This window comes from Haloferax sp. DFSO52 (assembly GCF_048158745.1).
Taxonomy (GTDB): domain Archaea; phylum Halobacteriota; class Halobacteria; order Halobacteriales; family Haloferacaceae; genus Haloferax.
Genome location: NZ_JBLOPB010000002.1, coordinates 349,219 through 369,367, shown reverse-complemented (window position 1 = coordinate 369,367; position 20,149 = coordinate 349,219). Strand labels below are relative to the sequence as shown.

At 61.3% G+C, this 20,149-nt stretch carries 20 protein-coding genes; 12 read left to right on the top strand and 8 right to left on the bottom strand.

What is annotated here, in order from left to right; genetic code table 11:
• Positions 1-397: 397 nt before the first annotated feature.
• The 3 genes from ACK3SC_RS11370 to ACK3SC_RS11360 all read left to right on the top strand — a co-directional run bounded on the left by ACK3SC_RS11370 (position 398) and on the right by ACK3SC_RS11360 (position 4,746).
• Positions 398-2,305, top strand: a complete 1,908-nt coding sequence (locus ACK3SC_RS11370; RefSeq protein ID WP_416840291.1) for a multicopper oxidase family protein — start codon at positions 398-400, stop codon at positions 2,303-2,305.
• Between the two features lie 194 nt (positions 2,306-2,499).
• Positions 2,500-4,302: a translation initiation factor IF-2 gene (infB, locus tag ACK3SC_RS11365; RefSeq protein ID WP_416840290.1), complete on the top strand. Its 1,803-nt coding sequence runs from the start codon at positions 2,500-2,502 to the stop codon at positions 4,300-4,302.
• A 105-nt stretch (positions 4,303-4,407) separates the two neighbouring features.
• Positions 4,408-4,746: a hypothetical protein gene (locus ACK3SC_RS11360; protein WP_416840289.1), complete on the top strand. Its 339-nt coding sequence runs from the start codon at positions 4,408-4,410 to the stop codon at positions 4,744-4,746.
• Between the two features lie 90 nt (positions 4,747-4,836).
• Here the strand turns inward: ACK3SC_RS11360 and ACK3SC_RS11355 are convergent, their stop codons facing one another.
• The gene (locus ACK3SC_RS11355) at positions 4,837-4,998 is read right to left on the bottom strand and encodes a hypothetical protein (protein ID WP_416840288.1); all 162 of its coding nucleotides are present in this window, start codon (positions 4,996-4,998) and stop codon (positions 4,837-4,839) included.
• A gap of 118 nt (positions 4,999-5,116) precedes the next feature.
• On the opposite strand from ACK3SC_RS11355, the gene ACK3SC_RS11350 reads away from it, so the two are divergent.
• Positions 5,117-5,281, top strand: a complete 165-nt coding sequence (locus tag ACK3SC_RS11350) for a hypothetical protein (RefSeq protein WP_416840287.1) — start codon at positions 5,117-5,119, stop codon at positions 5,279-5,281.
• 99 nt (positions 5,282-5,380) lie between these two features.
• Here ACK3SC_RS11350 and ACK3SC_RS11345 read toward each other — a convergent pair whose 3' ends face one another.
• The 4 genes from ACK3SC_RS11345 to ACK3SC_RS11330 form a co-directional block, all read right to left on the bottom strand.
• Entirely contained in the window at positions 5,381-5,764 is a 384-nt protein-coding gene (locus ACK3SC_RS11345) for a DUF5811 family protein (RefSeq protein ID WP_416840286.1), read from the bottom strand.
• Between the two features lie 117 nt (positions 5,765-5,881).
• A complete protein-coding gene (locus ACK3SC_RS11340; protein WP_416840285.1) occupies positions 5,882-6,355 on the bottom strand; it encodes a pyruvoyl-dependent arginine decarboxylase in 474 nt (157 codons plus the stop codon).
• A 109-nt stretch (positions 6,356-6,464) separates the two neighbouring features.
• Positions 6,465-7,703: a proteasome-activating nucleotidase Pan2 gene (gene pan2, locus ACK3SC_RS11335; RefSeq protein ID WP_416840284.1), complete on the bottom strand. Its 1,239-nt coding sequence runs from the start codon at positions 7,701-7,703 to the stop codon at positions 6,465-6,467.
• A 453-nt stretch (positions 7,704-8,156) separates the two neighbouring features.
• Positions 8,157-8,630 (bottom strand): deoxyuridine 5'-triphosphate nucleotidohydrolase, encoded by a 474-nt coding sequence (locus ACK3SC_RS11330; protein WP_416840283.1) that lies wholly within the window; start codon positions 8,628-8,630, stop codon positions 8,157-8,159.
• A gap of 248 nt (positions 8,631-8,878) precedes the next feature.
• Between ACK3SC_RS11330 and ACK3SC_RS11325 the strand changes: the two genes are divergently transcribed.
• The 8 genes from ACK3SC_RS11325 to ACK3SC_RS11290 all read left to right on the top strand — a co-directional run bounded on the left by ACK3SC_RS11325 (position 8,879) and on the right by ACK3SC_RS11290 (position 17,432).
• Positions 8,879-10,846 (top strand): aconitate hydratase, encoded by a 1,968-nt coding sequence (locus tag ACK3SC_RS11325; RefSeq protein ID WP_416840282.1) that lies wholly within the window; start codon positions 8,879-8,881, stop codon positions 10,844-10,846.
• Between the two features lie 132 nt (positions 10,847-10,978).
• On the top strand, positions 10,979-11,467 hold the full coding sequence (rimI, locus tag ACK3SC_RS11320; RefSeq protein WP_416840281.1) for a ribosomal protein S18-alanine N-acetyltransferase: 489 nt from the start codon (positions 10,979-10,981) through the stop codon (positions 11,465-11,467).
• Between the two features lie 113 nt (positions 11,468-11,580).
• The gene (locus ACK3SC_RS11315; protein WP_416840280.1) at positions 11,581-14,796 is read left to right on the top strand and encodes a bacterio-opsin activator domain-containing protein; all 3,216 of its coding nucleotides are present in this window, start codon (positions 11,581-11,583) and stop codon (positions 14,794-14,796) included.
• A gap of 175 nt (positions 14,797-14,971) precedes the next feature.
• Positions 14,972-15,322, top strand: a complete 351-nt coding sequence (locus ACK3SC_RS11310) for a HalOD1 output domain-containing protein (protein WP_416840279.1) — start codon at positions 14,972-14,974, stop codon at positions 15,320-15,322.
• A gap of 185 nt (positions 15,323-15,507) precedes the next feature.
• A complete protein-coding gene (locus ACK3SC_RS11305; RefSeq protein ID WP_416840278.1) occupies positions 15,508-15,993 on the top strand; it encodes a DUF5810 domain-containing protein in 486 nt (161 codons plus the stop codon).
• Positions 15,994-16,017: 24 nt separating this feature from the next.
• Positions 16,018-16,539 carry a DUF5809 family protein gene (locus ACK3SC_RS11300; protein ID WP_416840277.1) on the top strand — a complete coding sequence of 174 codons (522 nt, stop codon included), beginning with the start codon at positions 16,018-16,020 and terminating at the stop codon, positions 16,537-16,539.
• Entirely contained in the window at positions 16,539-17,102 is a 564-nt protein-coding gene (locus ACK3SC_RS11295; protein WP_416840276.1) for an NUDIX hydrolase, read from the top strand. The genes ACK3SC_RS11300 and ACK3SC_RS11295 overlap by 1 nt, the downstream gene beginning before the upstream one ends.
• Before the next feature lie 3 nt (positions 17,103-17,105).
• The gene (locus ACK3SC_RS11290; protein ID WP_416840274.1) at positions 17,106-17,432 is read left to right on the top strand and encodes a rhodanese-like domain-containing protein; all 327 of its coding nucleotides are present in this window, start codon (positions 17,106-17,108) and stop codon (positions 17,430-17,432) included.
• Between the two features lie 66 nt (positions 17,433-17,498).
• Here the strand turns inward: ACK3SC_RS11290 and yciH are convergent, their stop codons facing one another.
• From yciH to ACK3SC_RS11275, 3 genes are all read right to left on the bottom strand, one after another.
• Positions 17,499-17,792, bottom strand: a complete 294-nt coding sequence (gene yciH / locus ACK3SC_RS11285) for a stress response translation initiation inhibitor YciH (RefSeq protein ID WP_416841217.1) — start codon at positions 17,790-17,792, stop codon at positions 17,499-17,501.
• Between the two features lie 140 nt (positions 17,793-17,932).
• A complete protein-coding gene (locus ACK3SC_RS11280; RefSeq protein WP_416840272.1) occupies positions 17,933-18,787 on the bottom strand; it encodes a hypothetical protein in 855 nt (284 codons plus the stop codon).
• Between the two features lie 147 nt (positions 18,788-18,934).
• A complete protein-coding gene (locus ACK3SC_RS11275) occupies positions 18,935-20,131 on the bottom strand; it encodes a helix-turn-helix transcriptional regulator (protein WP_416840271.1) in 1,197 nt (398 codons plus the stop codon).
• Between the last annotated feature and the right edge of the window lie 18 nt (positions 20,132-20,149).

Genomic DNA, 20,149 nt, shown 5'->3' with positions numbered 1-20,149 from the left:
CACCAGTACGAACGAGGAACATCGAGACAAAACCATTCGACTCCCACTAGAAACACACTAGGCAGAAAGTAATACGACGGCGTTCCCGAGCGCTGTGAACGGTGAAACGCCCTCCGTAGCGAATGACGCAGGATGATAAACGGGGGCCTACCGTTCGGTTAGTACGGCAGACAGTCGCGCGTTCAATTTGTTTCAGTCTGAAAATAACGACCAGTTCGTGACCAGCAAAATCCACGGGTTCTCGTATCGCTGGACATACCGGGTATGTGCCCATTACCTGACGAATATACAACACATACTGAAACGACTACACGATGTCTTATCAATTGAACGTAGTATCGAGCAGAGCGCGTCGGGACGAGACGAGACCTGGACAAAGTTACTACGCAGAAAAATCATGGACGAGAAACCAACAAACCGAGAAACAGTCAGGGCCGAGGGGTCCGGCATCCTGCGGCGGACCGTACTGAAGGGTGCGGTCGCCGTGGGCCTGTTCAGTACAGTCCCGTGGAGTGTCGGACGCGTTCGCGCCCAGGCGACGGACTCAGACCTGAACTTCACTGAAGACGACAAGTGGGTCGACCCGCTCCCACGCCCCGGCGTCATGGACCCCGTGAGTAAGAAAGGCGGCGTCGACTACTACGAGATATCGATGACTGAGTTCCAGCAGCAGGTGCTCCCCAGCACGATGGGGAACAAGCCGACGACGCTCTGGGGCTACGGCGGGACCTACCCTGCTGCAACTATCGAAGCGCGACCCGACCGGCCTGTCAAGGTCAAGTGGATGAACGAACTCGGGACCGACTGGAACGACATCCCCCGCAACACGCACCTGTTGAGCGTCGACAAGCGAGTTCACGGGGCCGACCACGGCGTCCCAGAGATTCGGACCGTCGTCCACCTGCACGGCGGCGTCGCGGCCGAAGAGGACGACGGTTACTCTGAGGCGTGGGTTTCGCCCGATGGAACGACCTACCCTGACAGCCCCGTCCCGTACAAACAAATCAAAGAGTACCCGAACCGGCAGGAACCGGGGACGCTCTGGTACCACGACCACGCTCTCGGCATCACCCGCTTGAACGTCTACGCCGGGCTTGCCGGGTTCTACCTCCTGCGTGAACGCGTGGAGAATAGTCTGCCGACCGGTGAGTACGAGATTCCAATCCTCCTGCAGGACCGCTCGTTCGAGGCAGACGGGTCGTTGTTGTATCCAGATGGGACCGGCGATGAGTTCGAAGCAGAGTTCTGGGGCGACGTGCCCGTCGTCAACGGGAAAGCCTACCCGTACCTCGAAGTCGAACCCCGTAAGTACCGCTTCCGGTTCCTCAATGGGTCGAACGGTCGGACGTTCAACCTGAAATTCTACAACGTGGGCGAAGCGTCCTACGACGACGTCCCAGTGATGGAACAAATCGGCGTGGACCTCGGCTTCCTCGACGACGTGGTCACCGTCGGCCCCGGTGGGATGGTCCCATCACTGCTCCTCTCGGGGGCGGAACGGGCCGACGTCGTCGTCGACTTCAGCGACTTCGAAGGCGAAGAGTTCTTCGTCGACAACGGGACTGGCATCCCGTACGCCGGCGAGGAGTTCGTCCCGCGCGGCGACCCCGACAACACTGGCATCGACGTCGACATGCGCGAGATGCTGAAAATCAAAGTCACGAAGCCCCTCTCGGCCCCCGACGACAGCATCCCGTCCGACCGGTTCTTGAAACTCATCGGACGAACCATCGACCGGTACGACTTCGAACCGCCGGTGACCGACTCCGGCGTGACCCGGACGTTCACGCTCGATAGCGCGGTATTAGAGGTCGAAGAGGACATCGAATACGACTCACATTTCCTCGACCTGTCGCTGTGGAGTGACGAAGACGCCGTCGTCGACCCAAAACTCAACACGTCCGAGACGTGGGAGTTCGTCAACACGACCGGTGACTCCCACCCGATTCACCTCCACCTCGTCGATATGGAGGTGCTGGAACGACAGGCCTTCACGTGGGATGACGGCACTGGAGATGAATATGCGGGTGTCGCACAGGTCTACATCGACGAGTACGCCGAGTACCTCGAAAATGGTGGCATCAAGCCCGAGAAGCCCGACGTGAAGACGTACATCACGATGGGTGACACAACCCTGCCCACGCCGAACAACGCCGTCAAGAAAGACACCGTCCTCGTCAACCCGAACGAGATGTTGCGCGTCAAGGTGGACTTCACCGGATTCGCGGGCAGGTTCGCCTGGCACTGCCACATCCTTGAACACGAAGACCAGGAGATGATGCTCCCCTACGAGGTAGTCGAGTAACGATCACGTGGGAATCCTTCCGATTCGGACGGAGGCGATGCAGGCCGCGCACTTGCTAGCTTATATTTTTCAGTCGCACCGCGCTGCGAGGAGTTCGGAGACGTTCAGCGACCCGTGGACAAGGACGTGACGATGGACTTAACTTGAGTCACCGACTCGAAAGCCGTAAGGAACTTTCTCCGGGGCGATTCTCCATGTCCGACACTGATTCGACGTCACAATCCGATACGCTTCGCACACCTATCGTGGCCGTTCTCGGCCACGTCGACCACGGGAAGACGAGTCTTCTCGACAAGGTTCGCGGGTCCGCCGTCAGCGATGGTGAGGCCGGTGCCATCACCCAACACATCGGCGCGACCGCGGTCCCCTTAGAGACCGTCTCGCAGATGGCCGGAAGTCTCGTCAAGCCAGAGGACTTCGACCTGCCGGGCCTGCTCTTCATCGACACGCCCGGGCACCACTCGTTCAGCACGCTCCGCTCTCGCGGTGGGGCACTGGCCGACATCGCCATCCTCGTGGTCGACGTGAACGACGGCTTCCAACCCCAGACCGAGGAGGCCATCGACATCCTCAAACGAACGGGAACGCCGTTCATCGTCGCTGCCAACAAGGTAGACACGACACCGGGATGGAACCCACAGCACGGTGAACCAATCCAGAAATCGCTGCAAGCGCAGTCCAAGCGCGCCAAGGCGAAACTCGACGAGAGCCTCTACGAACTCATCGGTGAACTCTCCGACAAGGGCTTTTCCTCTGATTTCTACTGGCGCGTCCAGAACTTCCAGAAGAACATCGGTGTCGTCCCCGTCTCCGCGCTGACCGGCGAGGGTATCCCGGACTTGCTGGGCGTCCTCATGGGCCTCTCCCAGCGCTACATGAAAGACGAGATGGCCATCGACGTGGCCGGACCGGGATACGGGACGGTCCTCGAAGTCAAAGAAGAGCGAGGCTTCGGTGCCACCCTCGACGTGGTCCTCTACGACGGGACGATTCACGCGGGCGACACCATCGTCGTCGGCGGCGCGAACGAGCCCATCGTGACCGAAGTCCGCGCACTGCTTCAACCCCGGCCGAACGCCGAGATTCGCACCGAGAAGCGATTCAACAAAGTCGACGAAGTCCGCGCTGCGGCCGGTGTGAAAATCGCCGCTCCCGACCTCGAAGGCGCGATGGCCGGCGCACCCGTACGCGTCGTCGGTGACCGCAACGTCGACGACGTTATCCGCGAAGTCGAAGCCGAACTCGCCGATATCGAAGTCACCACCGAAGAGGAGGGCGTCGTCGTCAAAGCCGACACGCTCGGCAGTCTCGAAGCCATGGCGAACGCACTACAGGAGGCCGACGTCCCAATCCTCCGCGCCGAAGTCGGCGATATCGCCCCGCGCGACGTCGCCATCGCATCGACGGCCCGCGAACCCGAACACAAGGTCATCCTCGGCTTCAACGTGGACGTGCTCTCGAACGCCGAAGACGAACTCGACAAGAGCGACGTCAAACTGTTCGAAGACGACGTTATCTACCAACTCATCGACGAGTACGAGGAGTTCGTCGACGAGATGAAGCGCGCCCAGCAGGAGACGATTCTCGACAAAATCGTTCGCCCGTGTCGCTTCCAAATCCTTCAGGACCACACGTTCCGGCAGTCCAACCCTGCTGTCGTCGGCGTCGAAATCATGTCCGGGACCATCAAGAACAACATGAACGTCGTGAAGTGGGAAGGAAACGAGCCAAAGCGCGTCGGCCAACTCTCCGGAATTCAGGAGAACGGTGAAGACGTCTCGAGTGCCCGTGCCGGGTCGCGCGTCAGTATCGCCCTCGACGGCCCCACCGTCGGCCGCCAGATCGACGAAGGCGACGAACTCTGGATCGAACTCCCCGAGAAGCACGCGAAGATTCTCGAACAGGAACTCCGCGACGACATCCCCGTCGACGAACTCGAAGCGCTCTCAGGCTACTTGGACAAACACCGCCGGCGCGACCCGTTCTGGGGCAAGTAAGCGTCGCAGGAGCAGCGGTCGCCACCGGACGAAACCTGTCAAACCGCCCGACAGCGGCGTAACGAATTAATATTATGAGCGAGTTATTCACGAATAGGTGGTATAATGCGCACACGAACATTCAGCGACAGCATCGTCTCGGAAGCGTCTCGGTACGACCTCATCTTGGCCACGCTCCCGCTCCCGTTGTTCCTCGGTCTCGTCGTCGGAACGTTCACTGACCTTCCGATTTCACCCGTCGTGGGACTGTGTGGCCTCGTCTCGGTGACGGTCCTCGGGTACGGCCTCTTCGTCGCGGGTCCGAGACCACCCGCCGAGTCGAACCTCGGCACTGCGCTCGGTGCGCTCGACGCATCACTCGAGACAGTGGACGCGTCGCTCGACGCTGTAGACGACGCTCCTCGTGACGATACCGGCGGATTGCACCGTCGTCGTGGCGTCTAACGCCGACTCGTCGGTGTGCGCGATACAGTCGGGTTGACTCCGAATGAGGGTCGGTTTTACACGCCGATTACGGTCAGTTTCACTCGCCGCTTACGCTCGGTTCCATTCCCAGAACCAGTACGCCACACCGAACAGCATCAATCCGGCACCGAGTGCCGACGTCGCCGGTTCGGGGAAGACGAACAGCAGGAATCCGACGATGATGATTGTCGTTGGGCCAACCTCGTCAGCATAACTGGAAAGAGAGACCATACAGGGAATACTCTGTGAAGATACAAGTGCGTTGTTGCGATTCCAGCGGTCTGCGAGTTCCTCCGACTGGATGGCCACAAGGTTTAGCAGAAACGAGACACAATGAGTCTGTCCAGGCATGAGTCGCTCCAATCAGACCGACGACGCACTCCAGCGTCTCCGAGAGAAGTTTGCGGACGCGACTGACGAAGCAGAGGAGATGAGCGAGAAAGCGAAACGAGAAGTCGAAGACGCCATCGACGACCTCGAAGCGCAGATAGACAAACTCAGAAGGCGGAACTGAGTTCGCCCCGCGCGTTCCGACTCGCCGTCTGCGAATTTTTATCGGTCGACCCAGTCGAAGAGGACCAGGGATGTCGATCGAGAGAACGTGAGGCGACCGTTACCGAGCGGCGGGTGTGATGTCGTCGCCGACGGCGTTCATCACCTGAAACACCGCGCTGGCGGCGAGCCCGCGAGCGACTTCGTCGCGGTCCTCGTCGGTGAGTCCAGCGTCGAGTTCGTCGGCGTCCGGGGTGAACCCCGCGCTGACGGGGTGGCCGACAGGCGGGTGAACGGCGACTGTCGCCAGGGGGCCGTTCGGCCCGGTCGAGAGTTCAGACCCGACGGCGAAGCCTTCGGGGAGGTACGATTCTGTTTGAGAAACGATGCCGGCGACGACTCGCCGGAGCGAGTCCATCTGTTCGGTCGTTAGCTCGTGGCCCTGCGATGGTTGACCGGCACCAGTTACGCCGGGAGCGCCCGCATATGGGTTGTTCCCGTTCATTAGTCGTGTTTGATACGTGGAGGGTGTGTAAAAAGGCGTCGTCAGTCACAGCCCGAAAACCCGCAGAGCGCGAGGGTGTCGCGTGTCACCACACGCCGCGATTTTGGGACAAGAGAGTTAAAAGATCGATTCGCTCTGGCCGTAGGCCGCCACGGTGACGACAGTCGTGTAGCCGTCGCCATGGTGCTCTGCGGACGTGAGTGCGACCTGTTCGTCGTCGAACTCCCAGTCGCGAAGGCTTCGGCCAGCGTCGAGTCCGGAACGAATCGCCTCGCGAACGCTCGCCTCGTTGTTTCCGGACGCTTCGTAGAACAGGCCCGGACCGGGGCCGGTCGCCCATCCGAGTCCAGCGACGACGCGTTCACTCGGCGTCGACGTGGTCTCTCTCGCCTCCACGACGGTCAGTCGGTTGCCGGCGGGGCCTAACTCGGGGGCGACGTCGACTGTTTCGACTGTCGCGTCCGCGGGGACGACAGACGAGACAGCGACGAGATTGTAGTTGTGGATATTGGCGTCTGCGAGCGCGGCGTCGTACGACGCCATCTCGGTGGGGGCCGTGCCGACCCCACGGACGACGCGAATCGTGCTCATGGCTGAACGAGAGCGTCGGCTACAAAGGGGGTTACGAATGTGACCGGCCGAATACGACAGGCCACAGACAGCCTCGGGTGGCGAGTCTGACCCGTCGAAAACGTCCGGGTCAGTACTGGTAGTCGGTGAATCCGGCGATGGGGCCAGTCCCCGACTCGTCGACGTTTTCGAGTTTCTCGTACGCCGATTCGAAGTCGTCGTGCGTGACTTCGGTGCGTTCGTCGCGGATGGCGAACATCCCTGCTTCCGTCGTGAGCGAGGCGACGTCGGCACCGGAGTAGTCGTCGAGTTTCTCGGCGAGGCTATCGAGGTCCACGTCGGCGGCGAGGTTCATCTCGCGCGTGTGGATGTCGAGGATACGGCGGCGGCCCTCGACGGCGGGCTTTGGCACCTCGATGAGGCGGTCGAACCGGCCGGGTCGGAGGATGGCCTCGTCGAGCATGTCGAAGCGGTTGGTCGCCGCGATGATACGAATCTCACCCCGGTCGTCGAAGCCGTCCATTTCTGAGAGCAGTTGCATCATCGTTCGCTGGACTTCGGCGTCGCCAGAGGTCTTCGAGTCCGTACGCTTGGATGCGACGGCGTCGATTTCGTCGATGAAGATGACGACCGGTTCGCGTTCGGCGGCGAGTTTGAACAGGTCGCGGACGAGACGCGCACCTTCGCCGATGAACTTCTGGACGAGTTCGGACCCGGCCATCTTGATGAACGAGGCGTTCGTCTCGTTGGCGACGGCTTTCGCGAGCATCGTCTTCCCGGTGCCCGGCGGCCCGTAGAGGAGGACGCCAGACGGTGGGTCGATACCGACGCGTTCGAACATCTCGGGGTTTTCGAGCGGTTGTTCGACCGCTTCGCGCACTTCACGAACCTGTTCGTCGATACCGCCGATGTCGTCGTAGGTGACGGTCGGTGACTCGACGACTTCCATCGCCTGCGCACGCGCGTCCGTCTCGTCGTCGAGCAACGTCTGGACGGCGAAGGAATCGTTGATAGCGACTCGGTCACCCGGTTCGATGGCTTCGTAATCCAGACCCGGGGCGAAGTCGGTCAGCACCTCCTGATTGTTGCCGTGTTGTTTGATGATGACGCCGTCGTCGGTCAGTTCTTCGACTGTCGCGATGTAGTACGATGCGGTCTTCAGCGCCTCGTTACGGGCTTTCATCTGTTCGACTTCGTCGACCAGTTCTGCGTGTCGGTCGTCCGCAGACTCGAGGCGTTCACCGAGTTCACGATTCACCTCGATCATCCGCTCGACGTGTTGGCGGAGTGCGGAGAGACGCTCTGCATCCGACATGTCGGCGTCCAGATCGAGATGAGGACGTTCTGGGAGAGATGGACTCCGTGACATCAGTTATTAGACGCATTTAGGTACGCGCGTAAATGTGCCTTTGGGTCAGGGAACGTGAATCGGGCACCCGACGTGCCGTTCTTCGCCGCCGATATTGGTTCTTCGTCACCTGAATTTCGTTCATCACCAGGAATTCGGTTCCTCATCACCCGAAGCGCCGGTGTTCAGAACCTGCGCTCCGAGCAACGACAAACCGGTGGAACCTTCGAAGTCGTGGAACTGACGCCTTCGCTCTCCGCCAAAAATTGGTTCGGAAGGAAGTTGCGGAGGTCTGTAGCACGGGGTCGCCCCTCGTTCGTCCCGTATGTTCCGCCTCCGCAGGGGTATAGTAGGTTAGCCAGCGACTTGAAACAAATTCGCCTTCGGCGAGAACATCCTCATTTCGGACACGTCGGTAATAATCCGGTATGAGTCTGTGAGAACGGAACGGGCGCTCTGTGAGAGCGAAGCGGGCTACTCAGTTCGTTCGCCCTGATAACTGCCGTCGTACGTCTCTTCGTGGGCGGCCTCGCTGAGGACAATCTGCGCGACGCGAGCGCCGCGTTCGAGTTCGATTGGGTGGTGCACTTGCAGAAGCCCCTCGCCTTTGCCTTCGTAACCGGCGTCCCAGACGGCCGTATTGAGCATACAGGAGTTCCGCATCAACGACGACCGAGGGTAGATGAAGCCCACGTGGTCTTCGGGGATGCCGACCGTCTCGGCGTACTGGAGGACGTACCCACCGGGTTCGAGGCGGTACGTCTCGGTCTCCTGGTCGTCGAATTCGAGTTCGCGGCGTTCACCGATGGACTTCCCATCACGCCCGAGGCGACCCGGTTCGGCCTGTTCGAGAATCGCTTCGAGCGTCAGGTCGACGCCGTTTGGTTGGACCTGTTCGTCGGTGACTGGTGAGATGTGCTGTGCGACGAAGGAACCGGAACGGTACATATCTGCACAGAGTCGAGTGGGTCCAAAACGGTGCCGAATAGTGGGCGCAGTGGGTGTGACCAACTGGTCGCTGCGGGACCGAACACGAATTCGTGAATCCGTCGTTTGGTGGGGTGTCACATAGAAGAATCAACAAGGAGTTTAATGGCCCTTAGTCGATAGAAACCCGGAGACGGCGTAATTCTTCACGTTCGAAGATAGGGAAGTACGCGGGATTTATATCCGAGGACCCTTCACATTCGGATGTTATGGGACAGACGCTCACGGAAAAGATTCTCTCGGACCACCTCGTCGAGGGTGACCTCACCCCCGGAGAGGAGATTGGTATCGAAATCGACCAGGTTCTGATGCAGGACACCACGGGCACGATGGTGTGGCTTCAGTTCGAGGCGCTCGACCTCGACGAGGCCCAGACCGAACTCGCCGCCCAGTACTGCGACCACCAGACCTACCAGTTCGACTTCAAGAACACGGACGACCACCGCTTCCTCCGCTCTGCGGCCGGGACATATGGTGCTCACTTCTCTCGCCCGGGCAACGGTATCTGCCACAACGTCCACAAGGAGAACTTCGCCGCACCCGGCAAGACGCTCCTCGGGTCTGACTCGCACACGCCGACCCCCGGTGGCCTCGGACAACTCGCCATCGGTGCCGGTGGCCTCGACATCGCCGTCGCCATGGGCGGTGGCGCGTACTTCGTCGAGATGCCTGAAGTCGTCAACGTCCGCCTCGAAGGCGAACTCCCCGAGTGGGTCTCCGCGAAGGACGTCATCCTCGAGATGCTCCGCCGCGAGACTGTCAAGGGTGGCGTCGGCAAGGTGTTCGAATACACCGGCCCCGGTGCAGAGTCGCTCAGCGTCCCCGAGCGCACGACCATCACCAACATGGGTACGGAACTCGGCGCGACGTCGTCCATCTTCGAGACGGACGAGAAGACGAAAGACTACCTCGAACGCCAGGGCCGCGGCGACGAGTACGTCGAACTGACGGCCGACGACGACGCCGAATACGCCGACGAAATCGTCATCGACCTCGGTGACCTCGAACCGCTCATCGCCTGCCCGTCGATGCCGGACAAGGTCGTTCCCGTCCGCGAAGTCGCCGGCAACAAGGTCGAACAGGTCCTCGTCGGTTCCTGTACGAACGGTGGCTACGAGGACATCCTCCCGGCCGCGAAGATGTTCAAGGGCCGCGAAGTCGCGAAGCACCTCGAGATGATCGTCGCACCCGGTTCGAAGCAGGCCGGCGAGATCCTCGCCCGGCAGGGCTGGACCGCCGAGATGATGGCCGCCGGTGTCAACGTCTCCGAGGCGACGTGTGGACCGTGTATCGGTATCGGCCACGTGCCCGCCTCCGACTCCATCTCGGTGCGTACCTTCAACCGCAACTTCGAGGGTCGCTCCGGTATCGAGGACGACAACGTCTACCTCTGTTCGCCGCAGGTCGCTGCCGCCGCAGCGCTCAAGGGCGAAATCATCGACCCGCGTGACCTCGCTGACGAACTCGGTGACCTCGATTCCCCCGGCGTCGAACTCCCCGAGAAGTACGACGGGTCGAAGACGGACCTCATCTACGCGGACGAAGCCATCGACGACGAACTCATCAAGGGCCCGAACATCGGCGAAGTTCCCCTGCAGGACCCCCTCGGCGCCGAAGTCGGCGGCGAAGCACTCCTGAAGATGGAGGACAACATCACGACGGACCACATCATCCCGGCGACGTCCGACATCCTCAAGTTCCGCTCGAACATCGAGCGCCTCTCGGACTTCACGCTCTCGCGTGTCGACGAGACGTTCGCCCAGCGCGCCAAGGAAGCCGGTAACGGCGTCCTCGTCGCTGGCGAGAACTACGGACAGGGCTCCTCCCGCGAACACGCCGCGATGTGCCCGATGTACCTCGGAATCGAGGCTGTGTTCGCTCAGTCGTTCGCTCGCATCCACAAGGCGAACCTGTTCAACTTCGGTATCGTCCCCCTCGCCATCGACGAGGAGACGTACGAGAAGCTCGAACAGGGCGACGACATCGAAATCGTTGACGACGTTGCTGCGGCAGTCGAATCCGGTCAAGAAGAGTTCACTATCCGCGTGAACGACGAGTGGGAAGCGACGGCGAACCTCCACGCCTCCGAGCGTGAACGCCGTATTCTCACCGCCGGTGGCAAGCTGCCCCTCACGAAGCAGCAGGCCGAAGGCGGCGCAGCGCCCGCAGACGACTAAGCGACACTCCGCAAATTTCTCGTTTTTCGACCGGTGAGCGACTGCGCCGTGCGTGTCACCACGACACGAGGGCGAGACACCGAGACGGCTTCGCCCGTCGCGTTTTTCCATCCCCATCGCCTACCGCCGAGCGTGACGGAGTTCGACGATGCTCGTGCGGAGGATGTGGTCGTCCGACGGGCCACCCGTGCCGACCTGCTCGACGTACTCAGAATCGAGCGAACGTGTTTCACAGAGCCGTGGCCCTACGCCGCGTTCGAACTCTTCGTCGACGAGCCAGCGTTCCTCGTTGCCGCGCTCGACACCACCATCTTCGGCTACGTCGTCGCCGACGTGATGCCGAACCACGGCAACGACATCGGCCACGTCAAAGACCTCGCAGTCCGGCCAGAGGCCCGTGGACTGGGCCTCGGCAAGCGACTTCTCCTCCGGGCACTGACGGCCATGGCAATCGCCGGTGCCGCCGTCGTCAAACTCGAAGTTCGAGTCTCGAACGAACCTGCCCGACAGCTCTACGAGAGCGTCGGATTCGAACCTGCTCGTCGCATTCCCCGATACTACGGTGACGGCGAAGACGCATTCATCATGGTGCTCGACCTCCACAACTGGCAGGCCAGATAGGCACCCACAACACGTCGGAACCGCGTGACAGGAACGCGAGGGAGAATCGTGGGAGAACTTATCACACTGACGGCCGTATGTCGCTTGTGTCACCATCCACTACGGTGCTGTGCGTGAGTGACGACGGAGGGTTTGCAGACGACCTTCAACAGTCACTTGGGACCATCTCGTCGGGCCTTGTGGTCCGGCACGTCCGTGACGGGCGGTCTGCCCGTGCGGAGTTGCTCGCCTCAGGCGACGAGATTCGGTGCGTCGTCCTCACAGCACCACTCGCGAACGGCGATGGTCTCTCGCTCGTTCGGACGATTCGCGAAACCAACCCGATGCTGCCGATCGTCGTCGCGGCGGGCAAACAGGAGTTAGTTCGAGACGCCATCAACGCCGGTGCAACCGACTACTGTATCCGGAGTTCCGACCACGAGACGCAGTCGTGGCTCGCGTTTCGGGTCCAGAAGGCCATCGAAGACAGTTACGTCGAACGGTCGAACCGCGCCAGACTCGACCAGCAACAGGTCGTCTCCGAACTGGGGACGCGTGCGCTAACCACGGCAAACCTCGACGACGTTCTCCAACTCGCCGTCGAGCGCGTCAGCGACGCCCTCGGTGCGGACTCCGTCTCGATTCTCGAACGAACCGACGAACCGGAGACGTTCCGCGTCGCTGCGGGAACCGGATGGGCATCGAATCACGTCAACCGACACATCGTTGCCGGTGAAAAGACGCAGGTGATGCAGACGTATCAGCGCGGCAACTCTGTCGTCGTCGACGATTTCGAAGACGACGACCGGTTCGACCACTCAGAAGAGTTCGCATCCGCGGGATTCCGAAGCGGTATCAGCGCCTCTGTCGGCGGCGATGCAAGCCGCTGGGGCATCATCGGTGCGCAATCGCTCGAACACGGGAAATTCGTCGCCGAAGACGTGCTCTTTCTCGAAAACGTCGCGGCCGTCATCGGTGCTGCTGCCGAACGCGACCAGCTCAAAAACGCCCTCTCGGAGGTACTGGGCCGAATCGACGAAGCGGTGGTCGCCTTCGATGCTGACTGGAGTCTCACCTACGTCAACGCAGAGGCAGAACGCCTCTTTCAAGAACCCGCTGAAGACCTGTTCGGTCGCAAGATGATAGACCTCACCCCCGATACGGGGGGCTTCCGACAGGAGTTCACCGAGGCGATGGAGGCCCAGGAGACCAGAGAGTTCGAAGCGTTCTCCGAGAACAGCGAGACGTGGTACAATATCAAAGCGTATCCGTCAGAAACCGGGCTGTCGGTCTACTTCACCGACATCTCCGAACGCCGAGAACGCGAGGCTGAGATCAAACAGTACGGCCTCATGCTCGAGTCGGTGGCCGACGCAGTGTACGCGCTCGACACGGACGGACGATTCACGGCGGTCAATCCAGCGTTCGAAGAACTCACCGGCCTGAACCGAGACGAAGTGCTCGGGTCCTCAGCGAGTCTCCTGGTCGACAGTCTGGGGGCGACAGAGATCGGTGACGCGTTCGCCGCGACGACGAGCCAAACCGTCGAGTTCGAACTCACCGTCGCCGGAAACAACACTGTCAGGGTCGAAAACCACCGAACCCCGCTCGTCATCGACGACGTGGAAGTCGGGTCAGTCGGTGTCCTTCGCGACGTCACCCAACGACACCGATACGAGCGATTGCTCGCGACACTCCACAAGCGGACGCGTGAAATGATGAGTGCGACAGACCGTGAGACGGTCTTTTCGGACGCTGTCGCTGCCTGCGACGAGGTACTCGGCGACGCGCGAACGGAACTGTTCGTCTTCGACGAATCCCGGACGGCACTCACTCGCGTCGGTGACGCGGGGACGGGCCTCGGAGACAAACCACTCGGAAACGGACTGACCGAAGGCGGCGTCTGGGACGCGTTCGTCAGCGGTGAGGTGTCCGTCGTCGAACTCGCCCCGGACGGCGGTGTCGTCGCGGGTGTCGACCGAGTCATCGCGGCCCCAATCGGCCGGTACGGCGTTCTCGTCACCGGGCATCCGGGAACCACCGCTCCCAGCGACGTCGACGTCGAACTCGTGAACTTGCTCGTCGCGACCGTCGAAGAGTTGCTCGAACGAATCGACGCCGAGTCCGAGTTACGCGAGCGTGACCGTCGCCTCGCGGAGCAAAACGAGGTTCTGACGAGACTCGACCAGGTGAACAAGACCATCCGAAGCATCAACCAGTCGCTCATCCGCGCGCCGACACACAGCGACGCACTCGCTGCGGTCGGCGAACTCCTCGTCGACGCCGAACCGTACTCGGTCGTCTGGCATCTCGACCCAGACGAGTTCGACGACGGGTTCCACCCGACACCGAGTGAGGTCCACGGTGCCGACACGGCATACACCGACAGACTCGGCGAAGTCGCAGGGTCCGAACCAATGTCGTCACTCCTCGAGACGGCCATCAAGACACAGTCGATGCAGGTTGTCGAAGACGTTCTCAACGACCCAGCGTGGGCAGACCACCGCGGGGACGCCCTCACCTACGACTTCCGGTCGATAGCGGTCATCCCTGCGGTGGCAGACAACCAGGTAGAAGCCCTGTTCGTCGTCCACGCCGCCAACGAGGCCGTACTGATGGACGAGGGCGGACTCATCTCCGAGTTAGGTGAGACAGTCGGCTACGCACTGGCGACGACGAAGCGTGCAGGCGCGATGTTGACAGAGCGTCGAACGCGCGTGCAGGTACAACTCGGTGACGACCGACTCTCACTGACCAGACTCGCACGCCACGTCGACCACAGCGTCGAACTCACGGGCGTCCTCCCGAAATCTGACGGGTCTGTCATCGCCTTTATCGTCACCAAAGCCGACCCGGACGCGGTGCTCAAAGCAGGCTCCGACGTCGCGACTGGCGCACGACTCCTCTCGGAAGACGACTCGGGGAACCTCTTCGAACTTCGGCTTCCGCGCGAGTCGTTGTTCGAGACACTGTACGCATCTGAGGCGATGCTCCGCGAACTCCACTCGACGGGACAGCAAACCACGCTCACCGTCGACGTGCCAGAGAAGGTTCGGGTGCGGTCGTTCGTCGATGCACTCAGTACTGACTACCCCGGAACGAGCCTGTTGTCACGTCGGGTCCTCACAGAGGGAGACGACTCTCCGAAGACGTTCCGATGGATGGTCCGAGAGGCGTGGACAGACCGCCAGCACGAGTCGATACGGGCGGCCTTCCTCGCCGGATTCTACGAGTGGCCCCGGCGCGCGACTGCAGAATCTCTCGCAGAGACGTTTGGCATCAGTGCGCCGACGTATCAGTACCATCTCCGGGCGGCAGAACGGAAACTCGTCGAGAAAGTCTTCGACTGACGGTGAATGTACCAATTGCATACCATTCTTGGGTTCTAATACCAACTGAGTCTCAGTGGGTACTCTAGGTGACTAGAGGTATTACAATTAGCACTACTAGGTGGATAGCAACGAGCCATATATCTACCACCGTTGTTGGTCTCACTGTCGGCAAGACGCCGACGCGAACCGAATCATGGACGAAACTCGCGTGTCACAGGGCAACACTGTTGGATGGAACACTGGCACGACTACCGAAGTCGTAGCACGACATGACTGGGATGGACGGGACACACTCGCAGTGACGATCGTCACCGCGGTAGCCCAGTTGAAAAATGTCGATGCAATCGACCTCTCACCACTGTCTGATGTTATCAACCCAGAGGCGCTCGATAGAGTATTCGCTCACCCGGTACGGGCACCGGTCGTGGGCGAACCTACCGACGCTGGGACGACACAACCCGCACGCGCGACAGTCCGATTCCGGTACGCTGCCTGCGATGTGACCGTATGGGCCGACGGTACGGTCATCGTGAAGTCTGCGTGACGACAATGAGAATCAATCTCACCACCATCACCACCACACGAAGTGAATAGTGGCCGTCCGTCGGCAGTTCGCCTCCCCCCACCACCACCACCACGTGCGAACACCGGCCACATCATTCCCTTCGCCACAACTCGGCTCGACTCGACTGCGACGCATTTTGGTACACTCACGCGCTACCGGAGCGTATGGGATACGCCTGTCCGGTCTGTGACGCGCCACAACGCGACGAGACACATCTCGCGAACCACATGGCGCTGCAAGCACTCGTCCACAGCGACGACCACGAGACGTGGCTCGACGAACACGCCCCCGACTGGAGCTCGATGAACGCCACGGGACTCGGACCCGTCGTCGCTGACCTCGCCGAAGAACGGGAGTTCGACGAGGTGTTCGAAGATACGGTCGACCGGAGCCACGGGCACGACCACGACCACGGTCACGAAACGAGCCAGTTCGGTGGACAGGGCGGAGCGCAGCCGCTTTCGGGTGACACTGCACGCATCCTCGACGAGGCGAAATCGCTCACTCGCGAGATGTACGACCACGAGGATGCCGACGCGGAAGCAACGGGGTCGGACGCAGAGACGGACAGTGAGAACGAGTCGTCCACCACCGATGACGACGCCGCCGACGCCGACACCGAATCCGACGCTGACGAGAAAGAGTCGTAAACCCCGGCCACAAACCTGTGGGCGATGGAAGCCCACGGGACGATTTCTCCTGACACACTCGCTGCGGCAGAAGACGCCTTCGACCGCGTCGGACCGACGGCACAGGTGGTCGTCAGAGAGACGGCCAAAGCCATGGAGTTCGACCGCGAGGAGTATCGCGAACGCGTGACTGGCGATGTCGTCGAAACCGTCCGAAACGCGCTGTTTGCCGAGTCGCTGACCGTGTTCGTCGGCTCACGAACCGAGTTCGACGACTGGTGTCGTGACCACTCGTCGTTCGAGGTCGTCGAACTGGGGAACCCGGCCGTAGACCACGTCGCGTGGCATCCGATTCCGTTCGCCGAGACGGTCGTCGCGACGACGTTCCAGAACGAACGCGATGCCGCACTCAGCACCCTCCGACGCAACGCGTTCGGCCGCGTCTATCGTGACGCACTGCTCGGCGACGACGAACCGACCGACACAGATGCGGGAGGCGAAGAGACAACCGGAACTGATGCAGGGGGCGTCGAACCGACCGACTCAGACGCAGGGGGCGTCGACTGATGGCCGACGACGGGCGACGACACGAACGCCTCCCGGACCCCGACTGGCCGGTTCTCGAAACGAAAACCGAGTACGAGACGGGATGGTTCACCGGTGGCTACGACCTCGTCGAACAACCCGACGGGACCACCAAACGATACTACTGGGCAGAACTCGCGTCGGCAGTCGTCGTCGTCGCGGTCACCGACGACCACGTCGTCTTCGTCGAGCAGTACCGGCCGAACATCCGACAGACGCAACTCGAACTTCCTGCTGGCATCGTCGAACGCGGTGAGTCCTTCACCGACGCGGCGATGCGCGAACTCCGCGAGGAGACCGGCTTCGAGGCGAGTTCGGTCTCACTGCTCGGAGACGTGTGGTGTACGACGGGACTGCTCCGCCACAGACGAGGCTTCGTCTTCGCGGAGGGACTCACGCCGGTCGAACGAGCGCTCGACACTAACGAGTTCCTCTCGGTTCGTGCGTTCCCCATCGAGGAGGCAATCGACCGTGCACTCGAGCCCCCGACGAACGACGCGACTGTCGAAGGAGTGTTGCTCGCACGCAACGAAGGGGTGCTGTAATCGATGGTCCGTGAGATTCAGCCGTCGGACGTCGAAGCGCTCCTCGAAGACGACGACCCGCCGACCATCGTCGACGTGAGTACGGCCGCCGAGTTCGCCATCGGGCACATCCCGGGTAGTATACACGTGCCACTGAACGACCTCGTCTCACATCTCGGCCGCATCACCGGTGCAGACCACATCGTCACCGTCTGCCCGCGAGGCGAGGCGAGTATCCAGGCAGTGCGACTTCTCTCGGCGTACGAAGGCACGAAAGACGCCCGACTCGAGAGTATGGCTGGCGGGATGAACGCGTGGGACGGACCGGTCGAAACCGACCTCGACGAGTGAGACGCGTCGCTCGCGAGACGCTGATCTTCCGAAAAAGTACTCGAGGCGGGCTAAGTCAGAGGGCGGTCACGCGACGTTGAACCCCTTATCGCGGAGGAAGTCCTCCACGCGGCCGCGGTGGTTGCCCTGGAGTTCGATGGAATCGTCTTCCACGGTTCCACCACAGGCGAATTTCGACTTCAGGTCTGACGACAGACTACTCATGTCGACATCCTTCGGGTCGAATCCCTCGATAACTGTAACCTCTTTTCCGTAGCGGCGCTCGTCGATGCGGATGACTATCTCCTGAGACTCTTTCGCAACGTCCTCGCAGACGCAAAGCTCTTGAGGCAGCCCGCACGTCGAGCAGACTTCCGACATTACAGTGTGGACGTACAGGATGGGGATATTAAACAGTATCGGGAACTCGGGTGTGAGTGACACACCGTAATGGCGGCCAGCAGTCATACGCACCGCTCTGGAGGCGGTGTCGACCCGAAAAAGAGTGGGAAACGCTCAGTTCACCAGTTGACGAGCGAGAAGACGAACCGCACGAGTTCGTTCGCTCGATTCTCGCTCGCGTTGTTGTCGCCGGTTTGAGCGGTTCCGTTGCCGCCGTCACCACTCGACTCGGGCTTGTTCTCACTCCCATTCTCAGATGGGTTGTCCGGCGTCGAGTTCGAGCCGCTCTCGGTGCGTTCCGATTCGGTCGTCTCGTTATCTTTTCCGCGGTTCGTGGCCTTCTCGAGTCCTTTTCCGGGGTTCTCACCGGCGAGGTCTCTCGCGATTGCAGACACTTCAGGGCCGGTGAGTTCGTTTGCAGAGGAACGGAGCGTGTCGAGTTCTTCCGTGTCGACGCCCTTGGCTTCGAGGTCCGCTGCAGGGACAGTCGTCGCGGCGTCTGCAGTCCGGTTCAGCATCGACTTCGTGCGTTCGATGTCAGCGACGACGCGCGTCATCTTCACCCGATACGTACCCTCCGAGAGCGAGCCGTTTTCGCGTGCTGCTTCGAGTTCTGTTTTCCGCTGTTCGAGGTCGGCGAGTCGGTCACGGACAGTTTCGACCTGTCCGGCGATGACTGCCGCCTTCGAGGCGTTCGAGTTCGCCTTTTCGAATCGGGTCTCGAACGTCCGGCGTTCGAGTTCACCGTCAGTCTCGGAGCCCTGAACGCCGATGACACCGGAGAGCTTCTGGCCCGGCGGTGTCTCGTTCGCAGTCGAGTTCGCAGCAGTACCGTTATCTGCTGCGGGAACCCGACCGTCGTCTGCGAGGGCCGATACGACCGGGGTCGTTGGAGAGGCGAGCGCAAGCGGTGCCCCGAGCGTCGCCAGGAGGACAGTCGCGGCGACGGCGAGCACAGCAATTCGTCGGTTCATCACTTCTCTGTAGAGCCGTAACCCCAATATAATCGGGCGGTCGTCCCCGCGAATCAACTCGATTCAACGGGATTTCGATGCGCCGAAGAAATCCGACGCAGTCTATCGATTACGACCCATTGAACGACGGAAACGGTCGTAAGATATTTATACGTCTTCAGTCTCGTCGTCGTTCTCGGGGAGACGGAGGACGTTCTCACGACCGAGTCGGAAGCCTTCGATGGTACCGTCGTCGCGCATGGCACGGACCACTTTGCTCGTCTTTGCGTCGGTCCAGTCGAGTGCGCCGGCGACTTCTTGCTGTTTGATTCGGCCACCACGAGACTCGATGAGACGAAGCACGCGCTCTTCGTTGCTGAGGAGTTCGGGTGGCACGTCTTCGGCCGCCTCGTCGTCGGCAGTGTCGGCAGACGCCGCCGTCTCGTCTCTCGGCGGTTCGGCCACGACACTGTCCGCTTCAGCGTCTTCTTCTCCCGCCGTGTCGGGAGTCGTCGATTCGGAGACGAGTTCGTACTCGTCGTCTCCACCGATGATACCGCGCGAGCGGAGGTAGAAGACACCCCCGACGAGGACGACTGCCACCACGGCGAGTACACCGAGCGCAGTCGTGGTTGGGAACGGGTCGTCGACTGCAGGGCCTGGCTCTTCGTCAGTCTGGGTGTTGGTCTCTGTTCCAGCGCCGCCAGCGCCCGCTTCGAGGACGAGACGAGGTTCGCCCGAGACGAATTCGGTTTCGGAACCGCGCCAGATGGCAGTGTTCTCGCGCATCTCGTCGGCCTCGGGTTCGACGGTTACTGCCCCATACTCGTCGGGCCACGAAAGGATGAGTCGCGAACTCGAATCGAGGAAGAAGCCCTCGATGGCGTCGCCAACGACGAGTCTGTCGCCATCGACCGCCGCGAAGTTCGACCACTCGAACGAGTAGGTGACGACGCCGAAGCTATCCGGCAGCGACCGGGTCTCTGCGGAGACAGAGACGTTCGAAGCCGTCATCTCTCGACCGGTCGAGTTCTCCGCCGACGAGACGGTATCGGTGATTCTGTTCTCGAACGCTGACGTGTAGTCGTCGGGGTTGGCCTCGATGTCGTCACGAAGCGATTGGAACGCTTCCGTAGTGTTCTGGTCGTCGAGTCGAGTCCAGTACTGAATCTCCCAGTGGGCAGACCCATCGGCTTCGACGTCGACGACGATGCGCGTGCTATCCGGTGTGACACCCTGTTGAACGAGCGGGTCGACACCAGGACCGGTGGCAGACCCATCTTGTGCGGCTGCGGCTGGAGTAACCACGGCGAGCACACACAGCAGGATGCACAGTAGTGCGGGGACGGCGTCTCTCGTCGCCATTGCTCTCCTGTGTGAGCC